The sequence below is a fragment of the Kitasatospora sp. NPDC001527 genome (assembly GCF_040298605.1).
Classification (GTDB): Bacteria; Actinomycetota; Actinomycetes; order Streptomycetales; family Streptomycetaceae; genus Kitasatospora.
Map to the genome: position 1 here is coordinate 13,559 of NZ_JBEPAM010000026.1, position 21,591 is coordinate 35,149.

Consider the following 21,591-nt stretch of genomic DNA (forward strand, 5'->3'; position numbering starts at 1 on the left):
GGAGAGCGGCCGGGGTCCTTCGTGGGGGCGGGTGGGGTCAGGCGAGCGGCCGGGCCGGTACCGGGCGGGCGGGCGGCGCGGCGGGCGGAGGCGAGGCCGGGGCGGCCGGGGAGGTCCTGGTGGTCGTGGCGTTGTCGTGGACCTCGACCTGCTCGCGCCGCAGCTCCTCGCGGATCACCTCCTCGGTGGTGTACCGCTCGACCACCAGGCGGACCCGTTCGACCGGCGCCAGGTACTTGCGGACCACCGGGCGCTCCTCGCGCAGGGTGACCTCCTCCACGGCCTCGGCGATCTCCTTCTCGTCCAGCAGGGCCCGCTCGGCCTCGCCGACCGGCACCCGCTCGACCCGGACCCGCTCGCGGACCACCGGGACCCGGCGCTCCACCTGCTCGCTGGTCACGTACTTGCGCAGCCTGGCGGTGCCGACCACGTGCCACTCGGTGGTGATGTCCAGGCGCTCCTCGCGGCTGGTGATCTCCACCCGGCCGACCGGGGAGGCGGCGGCCGGGTCGGTCTCCGGCCGGGTGGCGCGCGGCGGCGACGGCGGCTGCGGTTCGACGGCAGGCTGCGGCGCGGCGGGTGCCGCGCCGACGGGTGCGGGCGCGGGCGTGGGGGCGGTCGCCGGGGCCGGGCCGGCGGGTGCGGAGGTGGTCGGGGCGGGGGTGACGGGGGTTCGCACGGGGGTCTCCGGGGTGGGGTCTGCCGGTTTGCCGAGGTCGGCCGACCGGTGGAAGGTGAGCTGCTTGGCCGGGCGCGCCGCGTTGGTGCCGTGGGCGGAGCCCGTCCCGTTGGTGGTGGCCGTCCCGTTCGGGGCGGGTGGAGCCGCGGCGGCGGTGCCGGAGTCCGTGGTCCTGCCCGCGGCGGTGCCCGCGGTGGTGCCGAAGTCGAGGTCGGCCGGCTCCGTCCCCGAGTCCTCGCCGGCCGCCGACGGCCGCCCGTCCGCCGGGGTGTCCAGCCCGTAGTAGCGGTAGAGCTGGAGTTCCTGGGCGGGCGACAGGTGCTGGCCGACGCCGAAGTCCGGTGACTCCTTCACCAGGGACTTGTCGTACGGCACCCGCAGCTCGTCGCCGGAGAACTCGCTCGTGGTCAGCGGGACGAACGCGTCGCGGCCGAAGATGCCGGTCCGGACGGCGGCCCACTCGGGCCGGCCGGTGGCGTCGTCGAGGTACACCTCGTCGATGGTGCCGATCTTGTCCCCGTTGCGGTCGACCGCTTTGTGGCCGATGAGGTCCCGGGGGTCGATGTCGGTCTGCACTCTTTTCCTCCAGTGCGCGGTGAGCTCGCGGAACGCCCGCAGGACAGCGGCACTTCACACCAAAAGCCATGAACCGGACGCGCGCGAGCGGGGTGCGTCCGGACGGGCCGGGGGCTGCGCCGACCGGGTCACCGGCGCGGTCAGCGGCAAAGTCGTCGAAGGACCTGACGCACCCGTGATGGCGGTGCCTCCCGCTGGTACCCTGGGCGCGACCGCCGAGCCCGCTCGGGAGAGTCCCCGACAGCGGGAAACCACTGGTCGGGGCGCCGAAGGAGCAACTCCTCCCCGGAATCTCTCAGGCATCCGTACCGTGCGGGATAGGTCACTCTGGAAAGCAGGGCAGGATCGCGGGCGAGGGAGCCGGCGGACCCCACCCTCACCGACGGTGCAAGCCGGCGGGGCGTCCCACGGCGCTCCGTGCGGGCGAAGCTCTCAGGTCCCGATGACAGAGGGGGAGGCCTGTCGGGTTCGTCCGACCGGGCCGCGCCGCTGTTGTCCGCAGCGGGTGTGGCGCCCGGCGTACGCACCCCCGCCGGTCCGTGACCAGGAGGCCTCGACCACCATGAACGCCCAGCCGAACTCGGGACGCCCCACCACCCCCGCGACCCTCACCGAGCTCGAACAGGCCAGCCCCTTCGAGAACCGCCACATCGGCCCCGACGCCGCCGCGCAGGAGAAGATGCTGGCCCAGGTCGGCTACGGCTCGCTGGACGAGCTGGCCACCGCCGCCGTCCCCGAGGCGATCCGCTCGATCACGGCCCTCGACCTGCCCGCCGGGCGCAGCGAGGCCGAGGTCCTCGCCGAGCTGCGCGAGCTGGCCGGCCGCAACACCGTGCTCACGTCGATGATCGGCCTGGGCTACTACGGCACCTTCACCCCGCCGGTGATCCTGCGCAACGTCATGGAGAACCCGGCCTGGTACACCGCGTACACCCCGTACCAGCCGGAGATCTCGCAGGGTCGCCTGGAGGCGCTGCTCAACTTCCAGACCCTGGTCTCCGACCTGACCGGCCTGCCCACCTCCGGCTCCTCGCTGCTGGACGAGGGCACCGCGGCCGCCGAGGCGATGGCCCTGGCCCGCCGCGTGACCAAGGTCAAGGGCGGCGTCTTCCTGGTCGACGCCGAGACCCTGCCGCAGACCGTCGCGGTGATCAACACCCGGGCCGTGCCCACCGGCGTCGAGGTGGTCGTCGCCGACCTGTCCGAGGGCATCCCGGCCGAGATCGTCGAGCGCGGCGTGTTCGGCGTGCTGCTCCAGTACCCCGGCGCCACCGGCGTGGTCCGCGACCTCACCCCGGTGATCGAGCAGGCCCACGGCCTGGGCGCGATCGTCGCCGTCGCCGCCGACCTGCTCGCCCTCACCCTGCTGAAGTCCCCGGGCGAGCTCGGCGCCGACATCGCCTGCGGCACCTCCCAGCGCTTCGGCGTGCCGATGGGCTTCGGTGGCCCGCACGCCGGCTACCTGGCCGTGCGCGCCGAGTACGCGCGCTCGCTGCCCGGGCGTCTGGTCGGCGTCTCCGTCGACGCCGACGGCAACCGCGCCTACCGCCTGGCCCTGCAGACCCGCGAGCAGCACATCCGCCGCGAGAAGGCCACCAGCAACATCTGCACCGCCCAGGTGCTGCTCGCCGTGATGGCCTCGATGTACGCCGTCTACCACGGCCCGGACGGCCTGGCCGACATCGCCCGCCGCACCCACCGCTACGCCGCCGCCCTCGCCGAGGGCCTGCGGGCCGGCGGCGTCGAGCTGCTGCACGGCGAGTTCTTCGACACCGTCACCGCGGTCGTCCCGGGCCGCGCCGCCGAGATCGCCGCCGCCGCCCGCGCCCAGGGCATCAACGTCTTCCAGGACGGCGCGGACCGGATCTCGGTCTCCACCGACGAGACCACCACCCGCGAGCACCTGGCGGGCGTCTGGGCCGCGTTCGGCGTCGAGGGCGTCGAGGTGGCGGAGAGCGCCGACGCGCTGCCCGCCGCGCTGCTGCGCGAGGACGAGTACCTGACCCACCCGGTCTTCCACAGCCACCGCTCGGAGACCGCCATGCTGCGCTACCTGCGCCGCCTGTCGGACCGGGACTACGCGCTGGACCGCGGCATGATCCCGCTGGGCTCCTGCACCATGAAGCTCAACGCGACCACCGAGATGGAGTCGGTGACCTGGCCGGAGTTCGGCCAGCTGCACCCCTTCGCGCCGGTCGACCAGGCCGAGGGCTTCCTGACCCTGATCCGCGGGCTGGAGCGCCAGCTGGTCGAGGTGACCGGCTACGACGCCGTGTCCATCCAGCCGAACGCCGGTTCCCAGGGCGAGCTGGCCGGCCTGCTGGCCGTCCGCGCCTACCACCACGCCAACGGCGACACCCAGCGCGACGTCTGCCTCATCCCGTCCTCCGCGCACGGCACCAACGCCGCCTCCGCGGTGATGGCGGGCATGCGCGTGGTCGTGGTCAAGACCCTGGTCGACGGCGACGTCGACGTCGCGGACCTCAAGGCCAAGATCGAGCAGCACCGCGACAACCTCGCCGTGCTGATGGTCACCTACCCGTCCACCCACGGCGTGTACGAGACCCAGATCACCGAGATCTGCGGCCTGGTGCACGAGGCCGGCGGCCAGGTGTACGTCGACGGCGCCAACCTGAACGCGCTGGTCGGCCTGGCCAAGCCGGGCAAGTTCGGCGCGGACGTCTCGCACCTGAACCTGCACAAGACCTTCTGCATCCCGCACGGCGGCGGCGGCCCGGGCGTCGGCCCGGTGGCGGTGCGCGCGCACCTCGCGCCGTACCTGCCGAACCACCCGCTGCAGGAGGAGGCCGGCCCGGCCACCGGCGTCGGCCCGATCTCGGCCGCCCCGTGGGGCTCGGCGGGCATCCTGCCGATCTCCTGGTCGTACGTCCGGCTGATGGGCGGCGAGGGCCTCAAGCGCGCCACCCAGGTCGCGGTGCTGAACGCCAACTACATCGCCAAGCGGCTCGCGGCGCACTTCCCGGTGCTCTACACCGGCCCCGGCGGTCTGGTGGCGCACGAGTGCATCATCGACCTGCGCCCGCTCACCAAGGAGACCGGCGTGAGCGTGGACGACATCGCCAAGCGCCTGATCGACTACGGCTTCCACGCGCCGACGATGTCCTTCCCGGTGGCCGGCACGCTGATGATCGAGCCGACCGAGTCCGAGGACCTGTACGAGATCGACCGGTTCTGCGACGCGATGATCGAGATCCGGGCCGAGATCGAGAAGGTCGGCTCGGGCGCCTGGGCGGCCGAGGACAACCCGCTGCGCAACGCCCCGCACACCGCGGCCGCGCTGGCCGGCGACTGGGCGCACGGCTACACCCGCCAGGAGGCGGTCTTCCCGGCCGGCGTGAACCCGGCGGACAAGTACTGGCCGCCGGTCAGCCGGATCGACGGCGCGTACGGCGACCGCAACCTGGTCTGCTCCTGCCCGCCGCTGGACGAGTACGGCGTCTGACCGACGCCCGGCACACGGCAGGGCCCCGGCGGATCCGTCCGCCGGGGCCCTGCCCGTCGCGCTCGTTCCGCCGTGGCGGCCCGGCGGCTCAGACCGCGCTCGCGGCCGGGCGGCGCGGGGCGATCACCCGGCCGTCGGGCAGCAGCTCGCCGGTGTCCTCGAACAGCAGGACGCCGTTGCAGAGCAGGCTCCAGCCCTGCTCGGGGTGGCAGGCCACCGGGACGGCGGCCTCGCGGTCCTCGGACTCGGCCGACGGGCACTCAGGACGGTGCTGGCACATGCGTACCCTCGCTTCGCTCTGCGATCCTCCCCGTGACGAGGTGTCGCCGGTGGCCGGCGGGCGCCGCCGCGGTGGTCGGATTCTGTCCGGCGCCGGGCCAGGTGTGGACCGGCGCTCAAGTGGGTAGGACAGGAGGTCCTTCCACGCTGGTTCCCAGTGTCGGCATCTGCGGACGCGCGCGCAGCGATTTCGTGACATGCGCCACAACCCCCGGGCAGAGATCACCCGTTCAGGTGGTCCGGGGCCGAAGGCGGCACCGGACGGGCCATCGGGCGGGCGGCCCGGTCGGGCCATGCCGGATGACCCGTCCGGGGGGCGCCGGATCGGGCGGCGGACGGTCCCGGGTCTCAGAGCGCCCCGGAGGCGAGCCGGGCGGAGTCCGCCGTGCCGAGCAGCAGCGGGCGCGGCGCGGCCTGGGGGCGGGCGGCGGGCGTCCGGGCCAGCAGCGGCAGCAGTTCGGCGGCCGGGTGGGCGCGGTGCGCGGTGACGCCCATCGGTGCCGGGGCCAGCGGGATCAGCAGGTCGGTGCCGGGGCCGCCGTCCGGGCTGTGCAGCCACAGCGCCGTCGCGTACTGGCCGGGGAAGGTCAGCAGCCGCGGCTGGCAGCGGGAGCGGGCGGACTGGGCGAGCTGCCAGGCCTCGCGCAGCGCCCGGAGCGTGGAGTCCAGGTACGGGCCGGCGGTGAAGTGCGAGAAGGTGTGGCCCTCCGCGCCCTGCACCACCTCGGCGGCGGCGGCCACCTCGGTGCCGTCCTTGATGAGGAAGCGCCAGCCCGTCCGCCGGGCCGCGGCGAGCTCGGCGCGCGGACCCTCCAGGACGTGGACGGCGAGCGGGTGCGCGGGCAGGAGCGGCCCGGTCGGATGACGCAGCGCGGCGGCGGCGGGTTGGCGCAGCGCGGTCTCCGAGTCGAGCGCTGCGAGGACCGCGCGCAGGGCACTGGGCGGGGGCTGGGGGGTCTGCAGAGTCATGGCAAGGTCGCCTCTCCGTGCGAGATCGGCGTGCGAGTGCGGCATACCGGCATGGCTGGTGCGTCGACGGTGACGGGACCTGAGCCTTGTCCGGTTGGGCAGGATCGCGATGCCGGCGCGGCCGTTCTCTCCGGGGTCTCGCGGCGATGGCGGGCCGGGCCGTGGCGCAGTGCGAATTCTACTCGAACAGGTGCGCAGGGTGACCTGTTTATCACAGGCGGTGCCCCCGGGCAAGTCTTCAGATGGGCTGATACGGCATCAGTTTCCTTGCATTGCAAGCCAATCCAAGCGTTCGGGTATCGATCTTCGGGGTGGGCATGATGCTTGCACGGTCGGGGGCCGGCCGGCTCAGGAGGAGGAGACCATGGGCGAGAAGGTCGTGGCGACCCAGGCGGACCTTTCGGACCGGCAGATGTACCGGCGCAAGCTCCAGTCCTGTCTGGAGGCGCTCGGCCGGATGCTGCGCGAGGAGCGCTTCGACCGCCCGAAGGGCGTCATGGGCCTGGAGATCGAGCTCAACCTGGCCGACGAGCAGGGCCTGCCGCTGCTGAACAACGCCCAGGTGCTCACCGCGATCGGCTCCGCCGACTTCCAGACCGAGCTGGGCCGCTTCAACATCGAGGTCAACATCGCGCCGCACCGGCTCTGCGGGCACGTCTTCGAGGAACTGCGCGAGGAGCTGGACACCGGGCTGAAGTACGCCGACCGGCGGGCCGGGGAGGCCGGGGCGCGGATCGTGATGGTCGGCATCCTCCCGACCCTGGAACTCGACCACACCGGGCTCGACGCGATGTCCCACAACCAGCGGTACAGCCTGCTCAGCGACCAGATCCTGGCCGCCCGGGGCGAGGACATCACGCTGGACATCGAGGGCGTCGAGCACCTCCAGCTGGAGTCGATCACCATGGTCGCCGAGGCCGCCGCGACCTCGCTCCAGATGCACCTCCAGGTGACGCCCGAGCGGTTCTCCTCGGTGTGGAACGCCGCCCAGGCGATCTGCGGGCCGCAGCTCGCGCTCGGCGCCAACTCGCCGTTCCTGTTCGGACGGGAGCTGTGGCGCGAGACCCGCCCGGTGCTCTTCCAGCAGGCCTGCGACACCCGTTCGGCGGAGCTCAAGGCGCAGGGCGTGCGCCCGATCACCTGGTTCGGCGAGCGCTGGGTGGACTCGGCCTACGACCTGTTCGAGGAGAACCTGCGCTACTTCCCGGCGCTGCTGCCGATCTGCGACGACGAGGACCCGGCCAAGGTGCTGGCCTCCGGCGGCGTGCCGCGGCTGGCCGAGATGCGGCTGCACAACGGCACCATCTACCGGTGGAACCGCCCGGTGTACGACGTCAGCGGCGGGGTGCCGCACCTGCGGGTGGAGAACCGGGCGCTGCCGGCCGGACCGACCGTGGCCGACACGCTCGCCAACGCGGCGTTCTACTACGGCGTGGTGCGGGTGCTGGCCGAGCAGTCCCGGCCGATCTGGACCAGGCTGCCGTTCGAACGGGCCGACGAGAACTTCCGCCAGGCGGCCCGCTACGGCGTCGACGCGGTGTTCCAGTGGCCGCGGCAGGGCCGGGCCGGGCGCGGCGGCGGGCTGACCACCGTCCCCGCCGTCGACCTGGTGCTCAACGAGCTGCTGCCGATGGCCTACCAGGGCCTGGACGCCTGGGGCGTGGAGCCGGCCGACCGGGACCGCTACCTCGGCATCATCGAGCAGCGCTGCCTGCGCCGCACCAACGGCGCCTCCTGGCAGAGCGCCACCTTCCACCGGCTGCGCGAGCAGTACGGGATGGACCGGCCGGCCGCGCTGGCGGCGATGACCCGGCGGTACATGGAGCACATGCGCGGCGGCGAGCCGGTGCACACCTGGCCGGTGGGGTAGCACCTCAGGGCGCGCGCGGGGCGCTGTGGAAGGATGATCGCTCCGGACCGCCGACGGCCGCCCGCCGGCGCCGGAGGCCGCCGACCGTCCGCCGTCCGCCGCCCGTCCGTGCTGGAGCACCGCCGTGACCACCGTCCCGACCGCACCGGAGACCGCGAAGCCGACCCGCCGCCTGCTCGGGGCGGAACTGCTGATCGTCCTCGGCCTCTCGCTCGGGGCCAGCGGCATCAGCGCGCTGATCAGCTTCACCGCCTCGCTCACCGAGACGCTGAAGCTGGGCCAGCAGGTGGCGACCCTGAACGGCTCGCGCGCCCCCGGCCGGCCCTGGCTGGACCTGGTCTGGCAGCTCTACTACATCGGCCGCGGGCTGATGCCGGTGGTGCTGGTCGGCTACCTGCTGGTGCGCGAGGGCACGGCGCTGCGGGTGCTCGGCTTCGACCTCGGGCAGAAGCTGCGCGACCTCGGCCGGGGCGCGGCCGTCGCGGCGGCGATCGGCGGCTCGGGGCTGGCGCTCTACCTGGCCTCGCAGGCGGCCGGCTACAACCTGACGGTCGCGCCGTCCGGGCTGCCGGACGTGTGGTGGCGGATCCCGGTGCTGCTGCTGTCGGCCTGGCAGAACGCGATCCTGGAGGAGGTCGTCGTCCTCGGCTACCTGCTGCGCCGGCTGGGGCAGCTGGGCTGGTCGTGGCCGGCCGCGCTGGTGGCGAGTTCGCTGCTGCGCGGCTCGTACCACCTGTACCAGGGGATCGGCGGGCTGGTCGGCAACATCGTGATGGGCGTGGTGTTCTGCCTGCTGTACCGGCGCTGGGGGCGGGTGATGCCGCTGGTGGTGGCGCACGCGCTGATCGACACGGTGGCGTTCGTCGGCTACGCGCTGCTCGCCGGGCACGTCAGCTGGCTGCCCACCGGGTGAGCGCGGACACCGCCCCGGGGCGCGGCGGGCGGGACAGCAGCCGGTCCACGTGGGGGCGTTCGAGGCCCTGGCCGGGGTCGACGGCCAGCAGCAGGCGGTCGCGGCGCACCAGGGAGTTGCGGACCAGCCGGGGCGGGATGACGTCGTCGACCCAGGCGAACGGGCGGCCGGCCGCGTAGCGCAGCAGCGGCGCCCACTTGCGGGCGGAGAGCAGTTCCATCAGCGGCACCCGCGGGTCGCCGGGCTGCGGGACGTAGCCGGTGAAGCGGACGAAGGGCAGCTCGGGCAGGCCGATCGCCGGGGAGATGTGGGTGTTGGCGTGTTCCTCCCAGGTGGTCGCCCAGACCAGGTCGTAGGTGCCGGCCAGCTCGCGCAGCCAGGCGCCGTGCCGGGCGGAGAGCAGCACGGTGTAGCCGAACAGGGTGTGGGCGTCGAAGTCGGCCCCGGGCGCGGGGCAGACCGGGTTGAGCACGCCGTCGACGTCCAGGAACAGGAGTGGCTTGGGCATCGGGGGTCCCCCAGGTCTCATCCGTCGTCACCTGGACGGACGTGCCGAGCCCTCCGGCGGTTGCCGGCCGGAGGGCGCACACGGGGGCGCACGGGGTGCGCCGGAGCGTTCAGCCCGTGACGGCGTCGGCGGCGGGGACCGGGTGGGCGTGGGCGGGCGGTGCGGCGTCCGGGGCGGCCGGGCGCCGGGAGAGCCGGCGGACCTCCGGCTCCAGCAGCACGGCGGCGCTGAGGACCAGGGAGATCACCGCGCAGGCCCAGAGCGCGCCGGACAGGCCGAGCCGGTCGGCGACCGGTCCGGCGAGCGCGGTGCCGACCGGCGCCAGCGAGAGCGAGCCGAGCTCGTCGTAGGCGGTGACCCGGGAGAACGCCTCGGCCGGTATCTCCTGCTGCAGGGCGATCATCCAGTTGACGCCGAAGACGGTGACGCCGACGCCGGAGACGAACATCGCCGCGCAGAGCACCGGCATCGGGGCGGCGACCGCGAGGGCGAGCGCGGGCACGCCGAACAGGAAGACGCCCCAGTTGCCGACCAGCAGGATCCGGCGCGGCTGCCAGCGGGTCATCAGCAGGCCGGTGGCGACCAGGCCGGCGCCGTAGGCGGCCATCGCCAGGCCCCAGTCGCCGGCGCCGCCGAGCCGCTCCTTGGCGAAGGCGGGACCGTACACCGCCTCGACCGCGCCGACGCAGGCGACCAGCACCGAGAACTGGAGGACGATCACCCAGAGCCAGCGGCGGGAGGAGAACTCCCGCCAGCCCTCGCGCAGGTCGCGCAGCATGCCGCCGCCCCCGGCCGGGGCGGCGGGGGCCTGCGGCTCCAGCAGGAAGCGCAGCGCCGCGGCGGCCAGGAAGCAGACCGCGTCCAGGGCGAGCACCCAGCCGGCGCCGACCGTGGCGGTCAGCGCGCCGCCGAGCGCGGCGCCGCCGATCTGCGAGCCGTTGAAGCCCATCCGGTAGACCGAGAAGGCCCGGGCGGCGTGCTCGGGGGCGACGCTCTCCAGGATCATGCCGCCGGCGGCGGGGGAGTAGAACGCGTAGCCGGCACCGGCGCCGGCCGAGAGCAGCATCAGCTGCCAGAGGGCCGGCTCGCCGGTCAGCACCAGGACGGCGAGGGCGCCCTGGAAGACGGCGCTGAACACGTTGGCGGCGACCATGACGTGGTGGCGCGGCAGCCGGTCGGCGAGGGCGCCGCCGAGCACCAGCAGCAGGACGGTCGGCAGCAGCCGGGCGGCGGTGACGTAGCCGACGTCCGCGGTGGAGCCGCCGCCGTCCAGGATGGCGAAGGCGGTGGCGATCGGGGCGCCGGCGTTGCCGAGGCCGCTGACCACGGTGGCGGCGGTCTGGATCCGGAAGTTGCGGCTCGCCCAGGCCGGGCGGGCGGTGGGCGGAGGCGGGGGTTGGCTCTGCACCCCGTGACTATGCCGGGGCGGATGGTCCGTGTCCATCCGATATCCGGACGGGGGCGGCGGCGCCGCCACGGCGGCCCCGGGGCTCAGCCGAGGTGGCCCCAGAGGAAGGTCAGGGTGCGCCGCCAGGCGATCTCCGCCTGCAGCGGGTCGTAGGTGCCCAGCAGGTTCTCCTCGTTCATGAAGGCGTGGCCGGCCGGGTAGAAGTGGATCTCCGGGCGGACGTCGGTGGCCTCGCCGATCCGGATCGCGGCCTCGTCCACGGCGGCCATCGGGATCGCGCGGTCGTGCTCGCCGAAGTGGCCCAGCACATGGGCGCTCAGGCCCCGGTACTCGAAGTCCGGGTCGGGCGGCAGGCCGTAGAACGGGACCGCCGCGGCCACCCGGTCGCCCTCGGCGGCGGCCAGCAGCAGGGCGAAGCCGCCGCCCATGCAGAAGCCGACGACCCCGACCGCGTCGCCGACCACGCCCTCCAGGCCGAGCAGGAAGCCGACCGCGCCGCGCAGGTCCCGTACCGCCCGCTCGACCGGCAGCTCGCGCTTGAGCCGGGCGGCCTCGGCGGCGTCGTGGGTGGTCGTGCCGCCGAAGAGGTCCGGCGCGAGGACGGTGAAGCCCTCGGCGGCGAACCGGTCCGCCACGCCGGCCAGGTACGGGGTCAGGCCCCACCACTCCTGGACCACCACCAGGCCGGGGCCGACGCCCTGCGGCGGGCGGGCCAGGTAGCCGTGGGCCTCGCGGCCGTTGCTCGGGAAGGTGACGTTCTGCCGGGAGCCGCCCTGGTCAGGCATGGCTTCCTCTCGGGGGACGGACCGCCGGGCACGGCGGCGGGTCGGTGGCCGGGGGCGTGGAACGGCGGGGCCCGGGGGCGCCCGGCGCGGGCTCAGCCCATCTCCTCCAGGGCGCGGCCCTTGGTCTCCTTGATGCAGAAGGCCACGAAGGGGATGGAGAGCAGCGCGAAGACCGCGTAGATGACGTAGGTCGCCGACAGGTTCCAGTCGGCGAGGTCGGGGAAGCTGACGGTGATCGCCCAGTTGGCGATCCACTGGGCGGAGGCGGCGACGGACAGGGCGAGCGCGCGGATCCGGTTCGGGAACATCTCGCCGAGCAGCACCCAGACCACCACGCCCCAGGAGAAGGCGAAGCAGAGCACGAAGACGTGCGCGGCGATCAGCGCCACCACCGCGTGGGTGTTGTCCAGGGTCGCGGCGTCGCCGCTGCCCTCCCGGTAGGAGAAGGCCCAGGCGGCGGTGCCCAGCGCGGCGGCCATGCCGGCCGAGCCGGCCAGCGCGAGCGGCTTGCGGCCGATCCGGTCGACCAGGGCCATCGCGATCACCGTGCCGATCACGTTGATGATCGAGGTGGAGAGGCTGATCAGCAGCGAGTTGGACTCGTTGATGCCTACCGACTGCCACAGGAAGGAGGAGTAGTAGAAGATCACGTTGATGCCGACGAACTGCTGGAACACCGAGGCGCCGATGCCGACCCAGACGATCGGCAGCAGGCCGAACCGGCCGCCCAGCAGGTCCTTGAGCCGCGGCTTGCGGGTGGACTCCAGCACCGCGCGGATCTCCGCCACCCGGGCGTCGAGGTCGACGTCCTCGCCCTCGACCTCCACCAGCACCCGGCGGGCCTGCGCCTCCCGGTGGTCGGCGATCAGGTAGCGCGGCGACTCGGGGATGGCCAGCGCCATCAGGCCGTAGACCAGGGCCGGGATCGCCTCCACGCCGAGCATCCACTGCCAGGCCTGGACGCCCCCGAGGTGGCCGGTGGACTCGCCGCCGGCGGCCTGGTTGAGCGCCCAGTTGGCGAGCTGGGAGACGGTGATGCCGAGCACGATCGCCATCTGCTGGAAGGAGGCCAGCCGGCCCCGGTAGGCGGTCGGGGCGACCTCGGCGATGTAGGTCGGGGCGATCACCGAGGCGATGCCGATCGCCACGCCGCCGACCACCCGCCAGGTGGCCAGCACCTCGATGTTCGGCGGGAACATCGAGCCGATGCCGCTGACCGCGAAGAGGACCGAGGCCAGCAGCATGGTGCGCACCCGGCCCAGGTGGTCGGCCAGCCGCCCGGCCACCACCGCGCCGGCGGCCGAGCCGAGCAGGGCGATGGCCACCACGAAGGCGGTCGTGCCGTTGCCCACCCCGAAGTGCTTCTGGATGCCGGTCACCGCGCCGTTGATCACCGCGCTGTCGTAGCCGAACAGGAAGCCGCCCATCGCGGCGGCGGCGGAGATGAACACGACGTGCCCGAGGTGCGCCTCGCCGGAAGCCGGATGGGTGTGGGTCGTGGACACGCGCGCTCCCCGGGGTCGACGGTCCCGCCCGCTCGGCCGGGAGGGCAGGGTTCGTCTCACATTCGATCAGCGGGAGGGGGCGCGCGTCGCGGTGGCTGGGCCGAACGGGTGACGGTGCGTCAGCTCGGCGTGCGGTTGCCCCGCGCGGACTGCGCGTTGCGTGCCGTCCTGCGGGCGTTGCGGCGCAGCAGCTGGGTGCGGGCGCCGGTGTCGAGCGGGCGGGCGCGTTCGGCGAGCCGGTCGGCCAGCGCCAGCTGCTCGGCGGCCGGCTTCTTGTCGTCGTACTTGAACTTGGCGCGCACCTCGCGGACGGTCAGCCGCAGCCCGGTCAGGCCGGGGAGCAGCCGGCCGAGCTCGCCCTCGCCCGGGGCCACCCGGGTGTCCGGGCTCTCCGGCTGGAAGTGGGCCAGCTGGCGGTTGAGGATCTCCGCCTTGCCGGCCGCGTCCTCGACGAGCGCGGCGGTGGCGTGGAACTGCACGGAGCTGTAGAAGCTGGTCGGGGTGCCGGGCGCGCCGCGCCAGTGGCCGGGGGCGAAGGCGTAGTCGTCGGTGACCGCGAGGGTGACCTCCGGGTCCGCCCGGACGGCCGCGAGCAGCGGATTGGGGGCGGCCAGGTGGAGCAGGATCTCGCCGCGGCCGGCGTCCAGCAGGAAGTGGGTGGGCACCAGGACGGGGCCCCGGCCCGGCCCGCCGTTGGCGGCGAGCAGCCCGAAGTCGCGGCCCTCGGCGAGCCAGGCGCGCCACTCGTCCTCGTCGCCGCGGTCCCAGGAGCGGATCAGCATGACGTCTCCGGACGGATGTCGCGCGGGGCGGTGAGGGCGGCGAGGTTCGCGGGCAGCGGCACGGTGGTGGAGGCGTCCGGCACCGGCGTGCCGTAGCCGGTGGTGACCGGGACGACGCCGGCCCAGTGCGGCAGGGCGAGGTCCTCGGGGTCGTCCTCGGCGAGGTCGGCCCGGGTCTTGGCGGAGACCTCGTCCAGCTCCAGGCGGAGCACCGCGGTGGCGGCGAGCTCCTTGGCGTTGGCCGGGCGGACCTCGCCGGAGCGGCCGGGGACCACCTGGTCGACCAGCGCGTCCAGCGCGACCGCCAGCTCCTCGGGGTCGGTGACCTGGTGGGCGGTGCCGTGGGCGACCACCGAGCGGAAGTTGACCGAGTGGTTGAACGCCGACTTGGTGAGCACCAGGGCGTCGACCAGGGTGACGGTGACGCAGACCGGCAGGCCCTGCTCGCCCCTGGCCGAGCGCAGCGGGCGGCTGCCGGTGGAGCCGTGCACGTAGAGGCGGCCGCCGACCCGGGCGTGGATGGTGGGCAGGACGACCGGCGCCCCGTCGGCGACGAAGCCGAGGTGGCAGAGGTAGGTGGCGTCCAGGATCGCGTGGATCACCTCGCGCTCCCAGGTGGCGCGGTCCTTGTAGCGGGTGGGGGTGGTGCGCGGGGTCCGGGCGTAGGACGGGTCGGCGTCCGGCGTGGTCGACATGACAACCTCTATGTACTAGTGCATACTCTGTTTTGTGCTAGGAGACTATCGGATCACCGGACGGCGTGCCAGCGATATCGCGGCCGAGGTCGAGCGGGGCGTCAGCGACGGCCGGCTCGCACCCGGGACGCCGCTGCCGCCGCTGCGCGACCTCGCCGCCGAACTCGGCGTCAACCCCAACACGGTGGCCGCCGCCTACCGGCTGCTCCGTGACCGCGGGGTGATCGAGACCGCCGGCCGCAAGGGCAGCCGGATCCGCCCCCGCCCGGCCCACACCCCGCGCGACCAGATCCGCCTGCCCGTCCCGGCGCACGCCCGCGACCTCTCCGACGGCAACCCCGACCCGGCCCTGCTGCCGGACCTCACCGCCGCCCTCGCGGCCGCCGCCGAGGCCGCCCGCCGCAGCCCGGTCCGCTACGGCGACCCGGCCGCCGACCCCGGGCTGCTCGCCCTGGCCGGCGCGGCCTTCGCCGCCGACGGTCTGCCGTCCGGACCGCTCGCCGTCGCCTCCGGCTCGCTGGACACCATCGAGCGGATCCTGGTCACCCGGCTGCGCCCCGGCGACGCCGTCGCCGTCGAGGACCCGGGCTGGGGCAGCCTGCTCGACCTGCTGCCGGCGCTCGGGCTGCGCGCCGTGCCGGTCCCGCTCGACGACGCCGGCCCGCTGCCCGGGGCGCTCGCCGGGGCGCTGGAGGCCGGCGCGCGGGCGGTGGTCGTCACCAGCCGGGCGCAGAACCCGACCGGCGCGGCGCTCACCGCCGGGCGGGCCGCCGAGCTGCGCGCGGTGCTGGCCGCCCACCCGGACGTGCTGCTGATCGAGGACGACCACGGCCACGGCATCGTCGACCTGCCCTACCACCCGCTGGCGGGGGCGGGCTCGGCGCACTGGGCGGTGGTGCGCTCGGCGGCCAAGGCGTACGGGCCGGACCTGCGGCTGTCGGTCGCGGTCGGGGACGCGGACACCGTCGGCCGGGTGCTCGGGCGCCAGCGGCTGGGGGCCGGCTGGGTCAGCCACCTGCTCCAGCACACGGTGGCCGAGCTGTGGCGCGCCGACGCCGCGCCGGTGGGCCGGGTGGCCGCCGCCTACCGGGAGCGCCGGGAGGCGCTGATCGGCGCGCTGGCCGAGCGGGGGATCGCGGCGCACGGGGCGAGCGGGGTGAACGTCTGGGTGCCGGTGCCGGACGAGGCCGTCGCGCTCGCCGCGCTGGTCCAGCGGGGCTGGGTCGCGGCGCCCGGCGCGCGCTACCGGCTGCAGTCGCCGCCCGGGCTGCGGATCACCGTCGCCCGGCTCGATCCGGCGGACGCCGGGCGGCTGGCCGGGGACCTGGCGGCGGTGCTGGGCGTGGAGGGCGCGCCGTCCCGGCTGGTCTGATCCCGTCCGGCCTCAAGGGTGGCGCAACACCGCGGGCCAGGACGCGGGCGGGATGTGCCCGACCGCGGGGGAGCCCGGCGCAAGCGGCCCGGCAAGAGCCCCTCCTCCCGTGCGCGACGGGAGGAGGGGCGGGCACCGCCGCCGGAGCCGGTCAGCCCTTGGCGAGCAGCGCCTGGGCGTGCTCCCTGACCTGGTCCTTCGACAGGTAGGCGTCGGTGTACTCGAAGTCCCGCAGCCGGGCGGGCTGGCGGGCGAGGAAGCCGGTGCGCACGAAGTCGTCGCCGGCGGTCGCGTTGAGCAGCCAGTTGGCGCCGACCCGGAACTTCGCGGCGTTGGTGCGCATCGCCATCAGGTGGTAGCCGCGGGCCACCAGCTGGGCCGGCACGCCGCGCAGCTCCACCCCGACCGGCTTGGAGACGGCGTCCTTGCCGCCGAGGTCCACGACCAGGCCCAGGTCCTTGTGGTAGTACGGCTCCAGCGGCTGGTTGCGCAGCGCGGCGATCACGTTCCTGGCCACCGCGCGGCCCTGGCGGGCCGAGTGCTGGGCGGTCGGCGGGCAGACCGCGCCGTCGCCCTTGGCGAGGTCCGGTACGGCGGCGGCGTCGCCGAGCGCGAAGACGCCCTCGAACTGCGGCACCCGCATCTCCGCCGTCACCGCGAGCCGTCCGCGCACCGTCTCGGCGTCCAGGGTGGCGATCAGCGGGCTCGCCGCGACGCCGGCCGTCCAGATCAGCGTCCGGCAGGGCAGCACCCGGCCGTCGGTGAACTTGACCGACTCGGCGCCGACCTCGGCCACCGAGACGCCCAGCGACACCTCGATGCCGCGCTCGCGCAGCACCTCCAGGGCGGCGGTGCCCAGCGCGTCGCCCAGCTCGGGCATCAGCTTGGGCGCGATGTCGATGAGGTGCCACTTGATCTGCCGGGCGTCCAGCCGCGGGTAGCGGTGGGCGGCCGCCGTGGTGAGCCGCTGCAGGCAGGCGGCGGTCTCGGTGCCGGCGTAGCCGCCGCCGACCACCACGAACTGCAGCCGGGACTCGCGCTCCTTCTGGTCCTGGCTGGCCGAGGCGAGGTCGAGCTGGGCGATCACGTGGTCGCGGACGTAGGCCGCCTCGGCGAGCGTCTTCATGCCGCGCGCGTAGTCGGTCAGGCCGGGGATGTCGAAGGTGCGGGTGACGCTGCCGGGGGCCAGCACCAGGTAGTCGTACTTCTGCGCCACCACCTCGTCGGTGATCTTGCGGACCACGCAGACCTTGGAGACCGGGTCCACGCCGATCGCGCCGCCGGGGACGATGTGGGTGCGGCGCAGCGAGCGGCGCAGCGAGACGGCCACCGACTGGGGCGTCAGCACGCCGGCCGCCACGTGCGGCAGCAGCGGCAGGTAGAGCTGGTAGCTGAAGGGGGTGACCAGGGAGATCTCCGCCTCCGCGGGGGAGAGCTTGCGCTCCAGGCGGCGCGCGCACTCCAGTCCGGCGAAGCCGCCGCCCACGATCAGGATCCGGGCTCGTTCCATCGTGCGTCCCTCACAGTTACAGGTCGTTACCTCACGGCGCAGCCGTCGTGCTGCGGGTCGTGGCCGTCGGGTGCCCCGATTACTGTCCGCCACACTCGCACGGAGCAGCCGGGGCTGCCACCGGGACGACCCGGGCGGGCGAGTGCGCCGAGCGACACCCGCCCCGTGCATATGCCCGATAGGCTGTCCGCCGTGCTCCCCGAGGTGACGGCGGTCCGCTATGTGACGCCACTGCGAGAAGGCGGCTCGATGCCGGGCCTGGTCGAGGCCGACGACCGGCGGCTGTACGCGCTGAAGTGGGTCGGCGCGGCCCAGGGCCGCAAGGCGCTGGTCGCGGAGGTGCTGGCCGGTGAGCTCGGCCGGCGGCTCGGCCTGCCGGTGCCCGAGCTGGTGACCGTCGACCTGGACCCGGTGCTGGCCCGCAGCGAGCCGGATCCGCAGATCCAGGACCAGATGCGCGCCAGCGGCGGGCTCAACCTGGGCATGGCCTTCGTCAGCGGAGCGCTCAACTTCGACCCGGTCTGCTTCGAGGTGGACGCCGGGCTGGCCGGGCAGGTGCTCTGGTTCGACGCGCTGATCGGCAACGTCGACCGGTCCTGGCGCAACCCCAACCTGCTGGTCGCCACCGGTGGCCTGCGGCTGATCGACCACGGCGCGAGCCTGATCTTCCACCACCACTGGGCGGGCGCCGACGGCTGGACCCGCCGCCCGTACGACGCCTCCGACCACGCGCTGCTGGGCGCCGAGCCGGACCTGCTCGCGGCCGACAAGGCGCTCGCCCCGTTGGCGGAGGGCGCGATCGAGGAGGCCGTGGCGCTGATCCCGGACGTCTGGCTGGCGGACGAGCCCGGGTTCGACTCGCCCGGGGCGGTGCGCGAGGCCTACCGCGCCCGGTTGACCGCGCGACTGGCCGGTCCGCGCGACTGGCTGCCGGAGGTGTCCGCATGACCGAGTCCGGCTTCGAGGAGTTCGGCCTGTCCGAGTCCCGCCTGTCCGGGTCCCGTCTGTCCTGGTCGGCGGACTCCGGGCCGGCCGAGCTCCGGGCGGGCGAAGCGGCGCGCTCGGCGCTGCCGCTCCGGGCCGAGCTGCACGAGTACGAGTACGCGGTGATCCGGGCGGTGCCCCGGGTGGAGCGCGGCGAGTGCGTCAACGTGGGCGTGCTGCTGTACTGCCGGCAGAGCTCGCACCTGGCCGCGCGGACCCATCTGGACCAGGCGCGGCTGCTGGCGCTGGACCCGGTCGCCGACGTGTCCGCGGTGCGGCGGGCGCTGCACGGGATCGAGGCGGTCTGCGCGGGCGGCCCGCAGGCCGGACCGGCCGCGGCGGACGGTCCGGGGCAGCGGTTCCGCTGGCTCACCGCCCCGCGCAGCGCGGTGGTGCAGCCGGGGCCGGTGCACACCGGGCTGACCGCCGATCCGGAGACGGAGCTGCGGCGCCTGTTCGACCAGCTGGTGCTCTGAGCGGGCCCGGTTCCCCGGGGCAGGCGGTTTGGTCACCGGACCTTTGCCATGCTCAAATCTTGAGTTGCTGAAGCAGTCGGTCGTAGGCTGACCTCCATGGGTTCGACGACGACCACGACCGCACCGACCAACGCCCAGCTGATGGAGGCACTGGCCGCCGTCGGTGGTGCCTACTTCCAGGACTTCGCCGCCGCCGCGGCCCGGCACGGTCTCTCCTCCTCGCAGGCCAAGGCGCTCGGCGCCGTCCAGGAGCCGGTGCCGATGCGCGCGCTGGCCGGGCGGCTCGGCTGCGACGCCTCCAACGTGACCGGGATCGTCGACCGGCTGGAGGCGCTCGGACTGGCCCGCCGGGAGGCCTCGGCGGGGGACCGGCGGGTCAAGATCGTGGTCATCAGTGAGCAGGGCCGGGAGATCCTGGCGCGGATCCGCGGCGAGATGAGCCGCACCCACCAGGCCTTCGAGATCCTCAGCGGCGAGCAGCGCGCGGCGCTGCACTCGATCTGCCTCCAGGTCCTCCCGGTGCTCAGCGGGCGCTCCTAGCCGCTCAGGGCCGCCAGGGCCGCCGTGAGGGCGGGCGGCAGCGGGGTGTGGTGGAGCAGGGTGAGGCGCCGGGTCGCGCGGGTCAGGGCGACGTAGAGGTCCGGCGCGCCCTGGGCGAGCAGTGCGGCCGGGTCGACCAGCACGACCGCGTCGAACTCCAGGCCCTTGGCCTCGCGGACGGTCAGCGCCCCGAGGGCGGCGGCGCCGGCGTCCGGGGCGATCACCCCCAGGGTGCCGGTGCCGGTGGGCAGCGCGGCCAGCGCGGCGGCGTAGTCGCCGTCCGGAACGGCGACGGCGCCCGGGCGCTCGGGGGTCTCCCGGACGGCCTCGGGCGGTTCCTGGCCGGGGGCGTGGGCACGGAGCACGGCCGCCGCCGGCGCCATGATCGCGGCCGGTGTGCGGTAGTTGACGGTGAGCCGCTCCTCGCGCCAGCGGCCCGGCAGTTCGCGGTCCAGCAGCTCGCCCCAGGACGACCGGGCGCCGGCCGGCGAGGCGGTCTGGGCGAGGTCGCCGACGATGGTCAGCGAGCGGGTCGGCACCCGGCGCAGCACGGCCCGCCAGGCCATCGCGGACAGCTCCTGCGCCTCGTCGACCACCACGTGCCCGTATGCCCAGGTGCGGTCCTCGGCGGCGCGCTCGGCGGTGGTGCGCTCCGGGCCGGAGTCGCGGAAGCGCTCGGCGAGCAGTCCGGCGTCCAGGGTGGCGTCGCCCCGCTGGCCGGTGACGGTGAGCACGCCCTCGGCGTAGGCCCGTTCCTCGTCCAGGGCCCGGTCGGCGGCGCGGGAGCGGGCCCGGGCCAGGGCGCCGTCCTCGCCGAGGAGCTCGGCCGCCTCGTCGAGCAGCGGGACGTCCCCGGTGGTCCACGGCGCTCCGGGCGGGCGCAGGACGGCGGCGCGTTCGGCGGGGGAGAGGCCGGGGGCCGCGGCGGCCAGCAGCGCGGAGTCGGAGAGCAGCCGGTCGAGCAGCCGGCCGGGCGTCAGGAGCGGCCACAGGGCGTCGAGTCCGGCGCGGACCTCGGGCTGCGACCAGAGCTCGCGCGGGGCGTAGCGGGCCTCCTCCTCGTCGTACGGGCGGCCGAGGGAGAGCGCCTGGGCCACCGCCAGGGCGTCGAGCAGGGTGCGCAGGAGGAAGCCGCGGGCCCGGTTGTGCGGCAGGCGCAGGCCGCGCGCGGCCGCCCGGGCCTCGGCGCAGACCCGGCGGGGCAGCCGCAGGTGCTCGCCGAGGAGCAGGTCGCCCTCCGGCAGCCGCTGGTGGGCCGCGACGGCGCGCCGGAGCACCTCGGCCATCCACGGTCCGCCCTTGACCACCGCGGCGGCGGGTGCGTCCTCGGCGGTGGCGCGGACGCCGGGGAACAGTTCGCCGACGGTGCGCAGCACCACCTCGGTCTCGCCGAGCGCGGGCAGCACCTGGTCGATGTAGCGCAGGAACGCCGGGTTGGGCCCGATCACCAGGACGCCGCGCCGCTCCAGCACCGCGCGGTGGGTGTACAGCAGATAGGCGGCGCGGTGCAGCGCGGTGACCGTCTTCCCGGTGCCGGGGCCGCCCTGGACGACCAGGGCGCCGGGCAGCGGGGCGCGGATCACCCGGTCCTGCTCGGCCTGGATGGTGGCGACCACCGTGGCCATCCGGCCGGTGCGCTCGCGGTCGAGGGCGGCCAGCAGCGCCGCCTCGCCGACCAGGCCGCGCCGGCCGCGCTCGTCCAGGGCGCCGAGGTCGAGCGCCTCGTCGTCCAGCCCGGTGAGGGTGCGGCCGCGGCTGTGCAGGTGGCGGCGGCGGACCAGTTCGCCCGGGTCGGCCGGGGTGGCGGTGTAGAATGGGCGGGCGGCGGGGGCACGCCAGTCGACGAGGACCGGCTCGTAGGTCCCGGCCGCTTCGTCGGTGAGGCCGATCCGGCCGAGGTAGTGGACGGTGCCGTCACGGTGGTCGAGGCGGCCGAAGCAGAGGCCGCGTTCGACGGCCTCCAGCCGGGCGGAGCGGCGGGCGGCCTCGGCGGCGCGCACCTCGCGCTCCAGCCGGGCCTGGTGGGTGCCGCCCGGGCCGGCCTCGTGACCGGCCGCCGCGAGGGTGCGGCGGGCGCGCTCGCGGGCGGCGTCCAGGTGGGCGTACAGGCCGGTCAGACGGGCCTGTTCGGTGCGCAGCGCCTCGGCGAGGCGGTCGTCCGTTCCGGCCGGTCCGGAGGGAACCGCTGGAGATCCGTTCATGGGTGTGGTATCCTTGCGGTGAGGAGTTTGTGCAACCCTTGTTGACGACTGCTCAAGTGTCCCAGCCTACCCGAGC

At 74.9% G+C, this 21,591-nt stretch carries 18 protein-coding genes and 1 riboswitch; of the genes, 7 read left to right on the top strand and 11 right to left on the bottom strand.

What is annotated here, in order from left to right; translation table 11 throughout:
- Positions 1–37: 37 nt before the first annotated feature.
- Positions 38–1,255, bottom strand: coding sequence for a PRC and DUF2382 domain-containing protein (locus ABT238_RS22685; RefSeq protein ID WP_350782175.1), 1,218 nt, complete (start codon positions 1,253–1,255; stop codon positions 38–40).
- Between the two features lie 216 nt (positions 1,256–1,471).
- Positions 1,472–1,576: riboswitch (glycine riboswitch) on the top strand.
- A gap of 241 nt (positions 1,577–1,817) precedes the next feature.
- Here ABT238_RS22685 and gcvP point away from each other — a divergent pair.
- Positions 1,818–4,718 carry an aminomethyl-transferring glycine dehydrogenase gene (gene gcvP / locus ABT238_RS22690; RefSeq protein ID WP_350782198.1) on the top strand — a complete coding sequence of 967 codons (2,901 nt, stop codon included), beginning with the start codon at positions 1,818–1,820 and terminating at the stop codon, positions 4,716–4,718.
- Positions 4,719–4,806: 88 nt separating this feature from the next.
- Here the strand turns inward: gcvP and ABT238_RS22695 are convergent, their stop codons facing one another.
- A complete protein-coding gene (locus ABT238_RS22695) occupies positions 4,807–4,998 on the bottom strand; it encodes a DUF5999 family protein (protein WP_266273201.1) in 192 nt (63 codons plus the stop codon).
- A gap of 347 nt (positions 4,999–5,345) precedes the next feature.
- Positions 5,346–5,966 carry a hypothetical protein gene (locus ABT238_RS22700; protein ID WP_350561201.1) on the bottom strand — a complete coding sequence of 207 codons (621 nt, stop codon included), beginning with the start codon at positions 5,964–5,966 and terminating at the stop codon, positions 5,346–5,348.
- Positions 5,967–6,330: 364 nt separating this feature from the next.
- On the opposite strand from ABT238_RS22700, the gene ABT238_RS22705 reads away from it, so the two are divergent.
- On the top strand, positions 6,331–7,836 hold the full coding sequence (locus ABT238_RS22705; RefSeq protein ID WP_350782249.1) for a glutamate-cysteine ligase family protein: 1,506 nt from the start codon (positions 6,331–6,333) through the stop codon (positions 7,834–7,836).
- 124 nt (positions 7,837–7,960) lie between these two features.
- Positions 7,961–8,749 carry a CPBP family intramembrane glutamic endopeptidase gene (locus tag ABT238_RS22710; RefSeq protein ID WP_350782281.1) on the top strand — a complete coding sequence of 263 codons (789 nt, stop codon included), beginning with the start codon at positions 7,961–7,963 and terminating at the stop codon, positions 8,747–8,749.
- Here the strand turns inward: ABT238_RS22710 and ABT238_RS22715 are convergent.
- The 6 genes from ABT238_RS22715 to ABT238_RS22740 form a co-directional block, all read right to left on the bottom strand.
- Positions 8,727–9,257: an HAD domain-containing protein gene (locus tag ABT238_RS22715; protein WP_350561207.1), complete on the bottom strand. Its 531-nt coding sequence runs from the start codon at positions 9,255–9,257 to the stop codon at positions 8,727–8,729. The genes ABT238_RS22710 and ABT238_RS22715 overlap by 23 nt on opposite strands.
- Before the next feature lie 109 nt (positions 9,258–9,366).
- Entirely contained in the window at positions 9,367–10,665 is a 1,299-nt protein-coding gene (locus tag ABT238_RS22720) for an MFS transporter (RefSeq protein WP_350561209.1), read from the bottom strand.
- An 83-nt stretch (positions 10,666–10,748) separates the two neighbouring features.
- A complete protein-coding gene (locus tag ABT238_RS22725) occupies positions 10,749–11,450 on the bottom strand; it encodes a dienelactone hydrolase family protein (protein WP_350561211.1) in 702 nt (233 codons plus the stop codon).
- A gap of 92 nt (positions 11,451–11,542) precedes the next feature.
- Positions 11,543–12,955 carry a sugar porter family MFS transporter gene (locus tag ABT238_RS22730; protein ID WP_350561213.1) on the bottom strand — a complete coding sequence of 471 codons (1,413 nt, stop codon included), beginning with the start codon at positions 12,953–12,955 and terminating at the stop codon, positions 11,543–11,545.
- 119 nt (positions 12,956–13,074) lie between these two features.
- Positions 13,075–13,737, bottom strand: coding sequence for an FMN-binding negative transcriptional regulator (locus tag ABT238_RS22735; protein WP_350782394.1), 663 nt, complete (start codon positions 13,735–13,737; stop codon positions 13,075–13,077).
- Positions 13,731–14,432: a pyridoxamine 5'-phosphate oxidase family protein gene (locus ABT238_RS22740; protein ID WP_350561217.1), complete on the bottom strand. Its 702-nt coding sequence runs from the start codon at positions 14,430–14,432 to the stop codon at positions 13,731–13,733. The genes ABT238_RS22735 and ABT238_RS22740 overlap by 7 nt, the downstream gene beginning before the upstream one ends.
- A gap of 34 nt (positions 14,433–14,466) precedes the next feature.
- On the opposite strand from ABT238_RS22740, the gene ABT238_RS22745 reads away from it, so the two are divergent.
- Complete coding sequence (locus ABT238_RS22745) at positions 14,467–15,804, top strand: aminotransferase class I/II-fold pyridoxal phosphate-dependent enzyme (RefSeq protein ID WP_350782436.1); 1,338 nt, start codon at positions 14,467–14,469, stop codon at positions 15,802–15,804.
- 151 nt (positions 15,805–15,955) lie between these two features.
- Here ABT238_RS22745 and ABT238_RS22750 read toward each other — a convergent pair whose 3' ends face one another.
- On the bottom strand, positions 15,956–17,314 hold the full coding sequence (locus ABT238_RS22750; protein WP_350561221.1) for an NAD(P)/FAD-dependent oxidoreductase: 1,359 nt from the start codon (positions 17,312–17,314) through the stop codon (positions 15,956–15,958).
- 192 nt (positions 17,315–17,506) lie between these two features.
- On the opposite strand from ABT238_RS22750, the gene ABT238_RS22755 reads away from it, so the two are divergent.
- The 3 genes from ABT238_RS22755 (at position 17,507) to ABT238_RS22765 (ending at position 19,314) form a co-directional block, all read left to right on the top strand.
- Positions 17,507–18,262, top strand: coding sequence for a HipA family kinase (locus ABT238_RS22755; protein ID WP_350561223.1), 756 nt, complete (start codon positions 17,507–17,509; stop codon positions 18,260–18,262).
- 119 nt (positions 18,263–18,381) lie between these two features.
- Positions 18,382–18,774, top strand: a complete 393-nt coding sequence (locus ABT238_RS22760; protein ID WP_350561568.1) for a DUF3037 domain-containing protein — start codon at positions 18,382–18,384, stop codon at positions 18,772–18,774.
- 96 nt (positions 18,775–18,870) lie between these two features.
- Positions 18,871–19,314, top strand: coding sequence for a MarR family winged helix-turn-helix transcriptional regulator (locus ABT238_RS22765; RefSeq protein ID WP_350561225.1), 444 nt, complete (start codon positions 18,871–18,873; stop codon positions 19,312–19,314).
- On the opposite strand, the gene ABT238_RS22770 is transcribed toward ABT238_RS22765, so the two are convergent.
- Complete coding sequence (locus ABT238_RS22770) at positions 19,311–21,515, bottom strand: HelD family protein (protein ID WP_350782511.1); 2,205 nt, start codon at positions 21,513–21,515, stop codon at positions 19,311–19,313. The genes ABT238_RS22765 and ABT238_RS22770 overlap by 4 nt on opposite strands.
- Between the last annotated feature and the right edge of the window lie 76 nt (positions 21,516–21,591).

Excerpts from the sequence above, each read along its gene's own strand:
- gcvP (WP_350782198.1), top strand. The coding sequence starts at position 1,818 with ATGAACGCCCAGCCGAACTCGGGACGCCCCACCACCCCCGCGACCCTC.
- ABT238_RS22695 (WP_266273201.1), bottom strand. The coding sequence starts at position 4,998 with ATGTGCCAGCACCGTCCTGAGTGCCCGTCGGCCGAGTCCGAGGACCGC.
- ABT238_RS22700 (WP_350561201.1), bottom strand. The coding sequence starts at position 5,966 with ATGACTCTGCAGACCCCCCAGCCCCCGCCCAGTGCCCTGCGCGCGGTC.
- ABT238_RS22705 (WP_350782249.1), top strand. The coding sequence starts at position 6,331 with ATGGGCGAGAAGGTCGTGGCGACCCAGGCGGACCTTTCGGACCGGCAG.
- ABT238_RS22715 (WP_350561207.1), bottom strand. The coding sequence starts at position 9,257 with ATGCCCAAGCCACTCCTGTTCCTGGACGTCGACGGCGTGCTCAACCCG.
- ABT238_RS22725 (WP_350561211.1), bottom strand. The coding sequence starts at position 11,450 with ATGCCTGACCAGGGCGGCTCCCGGCAGAACGTCACCTTCCCGAGCAAC.
- ABT238_RS22735 (WP_350782394.1), bottom strand. The coding sequence starts at position 13,737 with ATGCTGATCCGCTCCTGGGACCGCGGCGACGAGGACGAGTGGCGCGCC.
- ABT238_RS22740 (WP_350561217.1), bottom strand. The coding sequence starts at position 14,432 with ATGTCGACCACGCCGGACGCCGACCCGTCCTACGCCCGGACCCCGCGC.
- ABT238_RS22750 (WP_350561221.1), bottom strand. The coding sequence starts at position 17,314 with ATGGAACGAGCCCGGATCCTGATCGTGGGCGGCGGCTTCGCCGGACTG.
- ABT238_RS22765 (WP_350561225.1), top strand. The coding sequence starts at position 18,871 with ATGGGTTCGACGACGACCACGACCGCACCGACCAACGCCCAGCTGATG.
- ABT238_RS22770 (WP_350782511.1), bottom strand. The coding sequence starts at position 21,515 with ATGAACGGATCTCCAGCGGTTCCCTCCGGACCGGCCGGAACGGACGAC.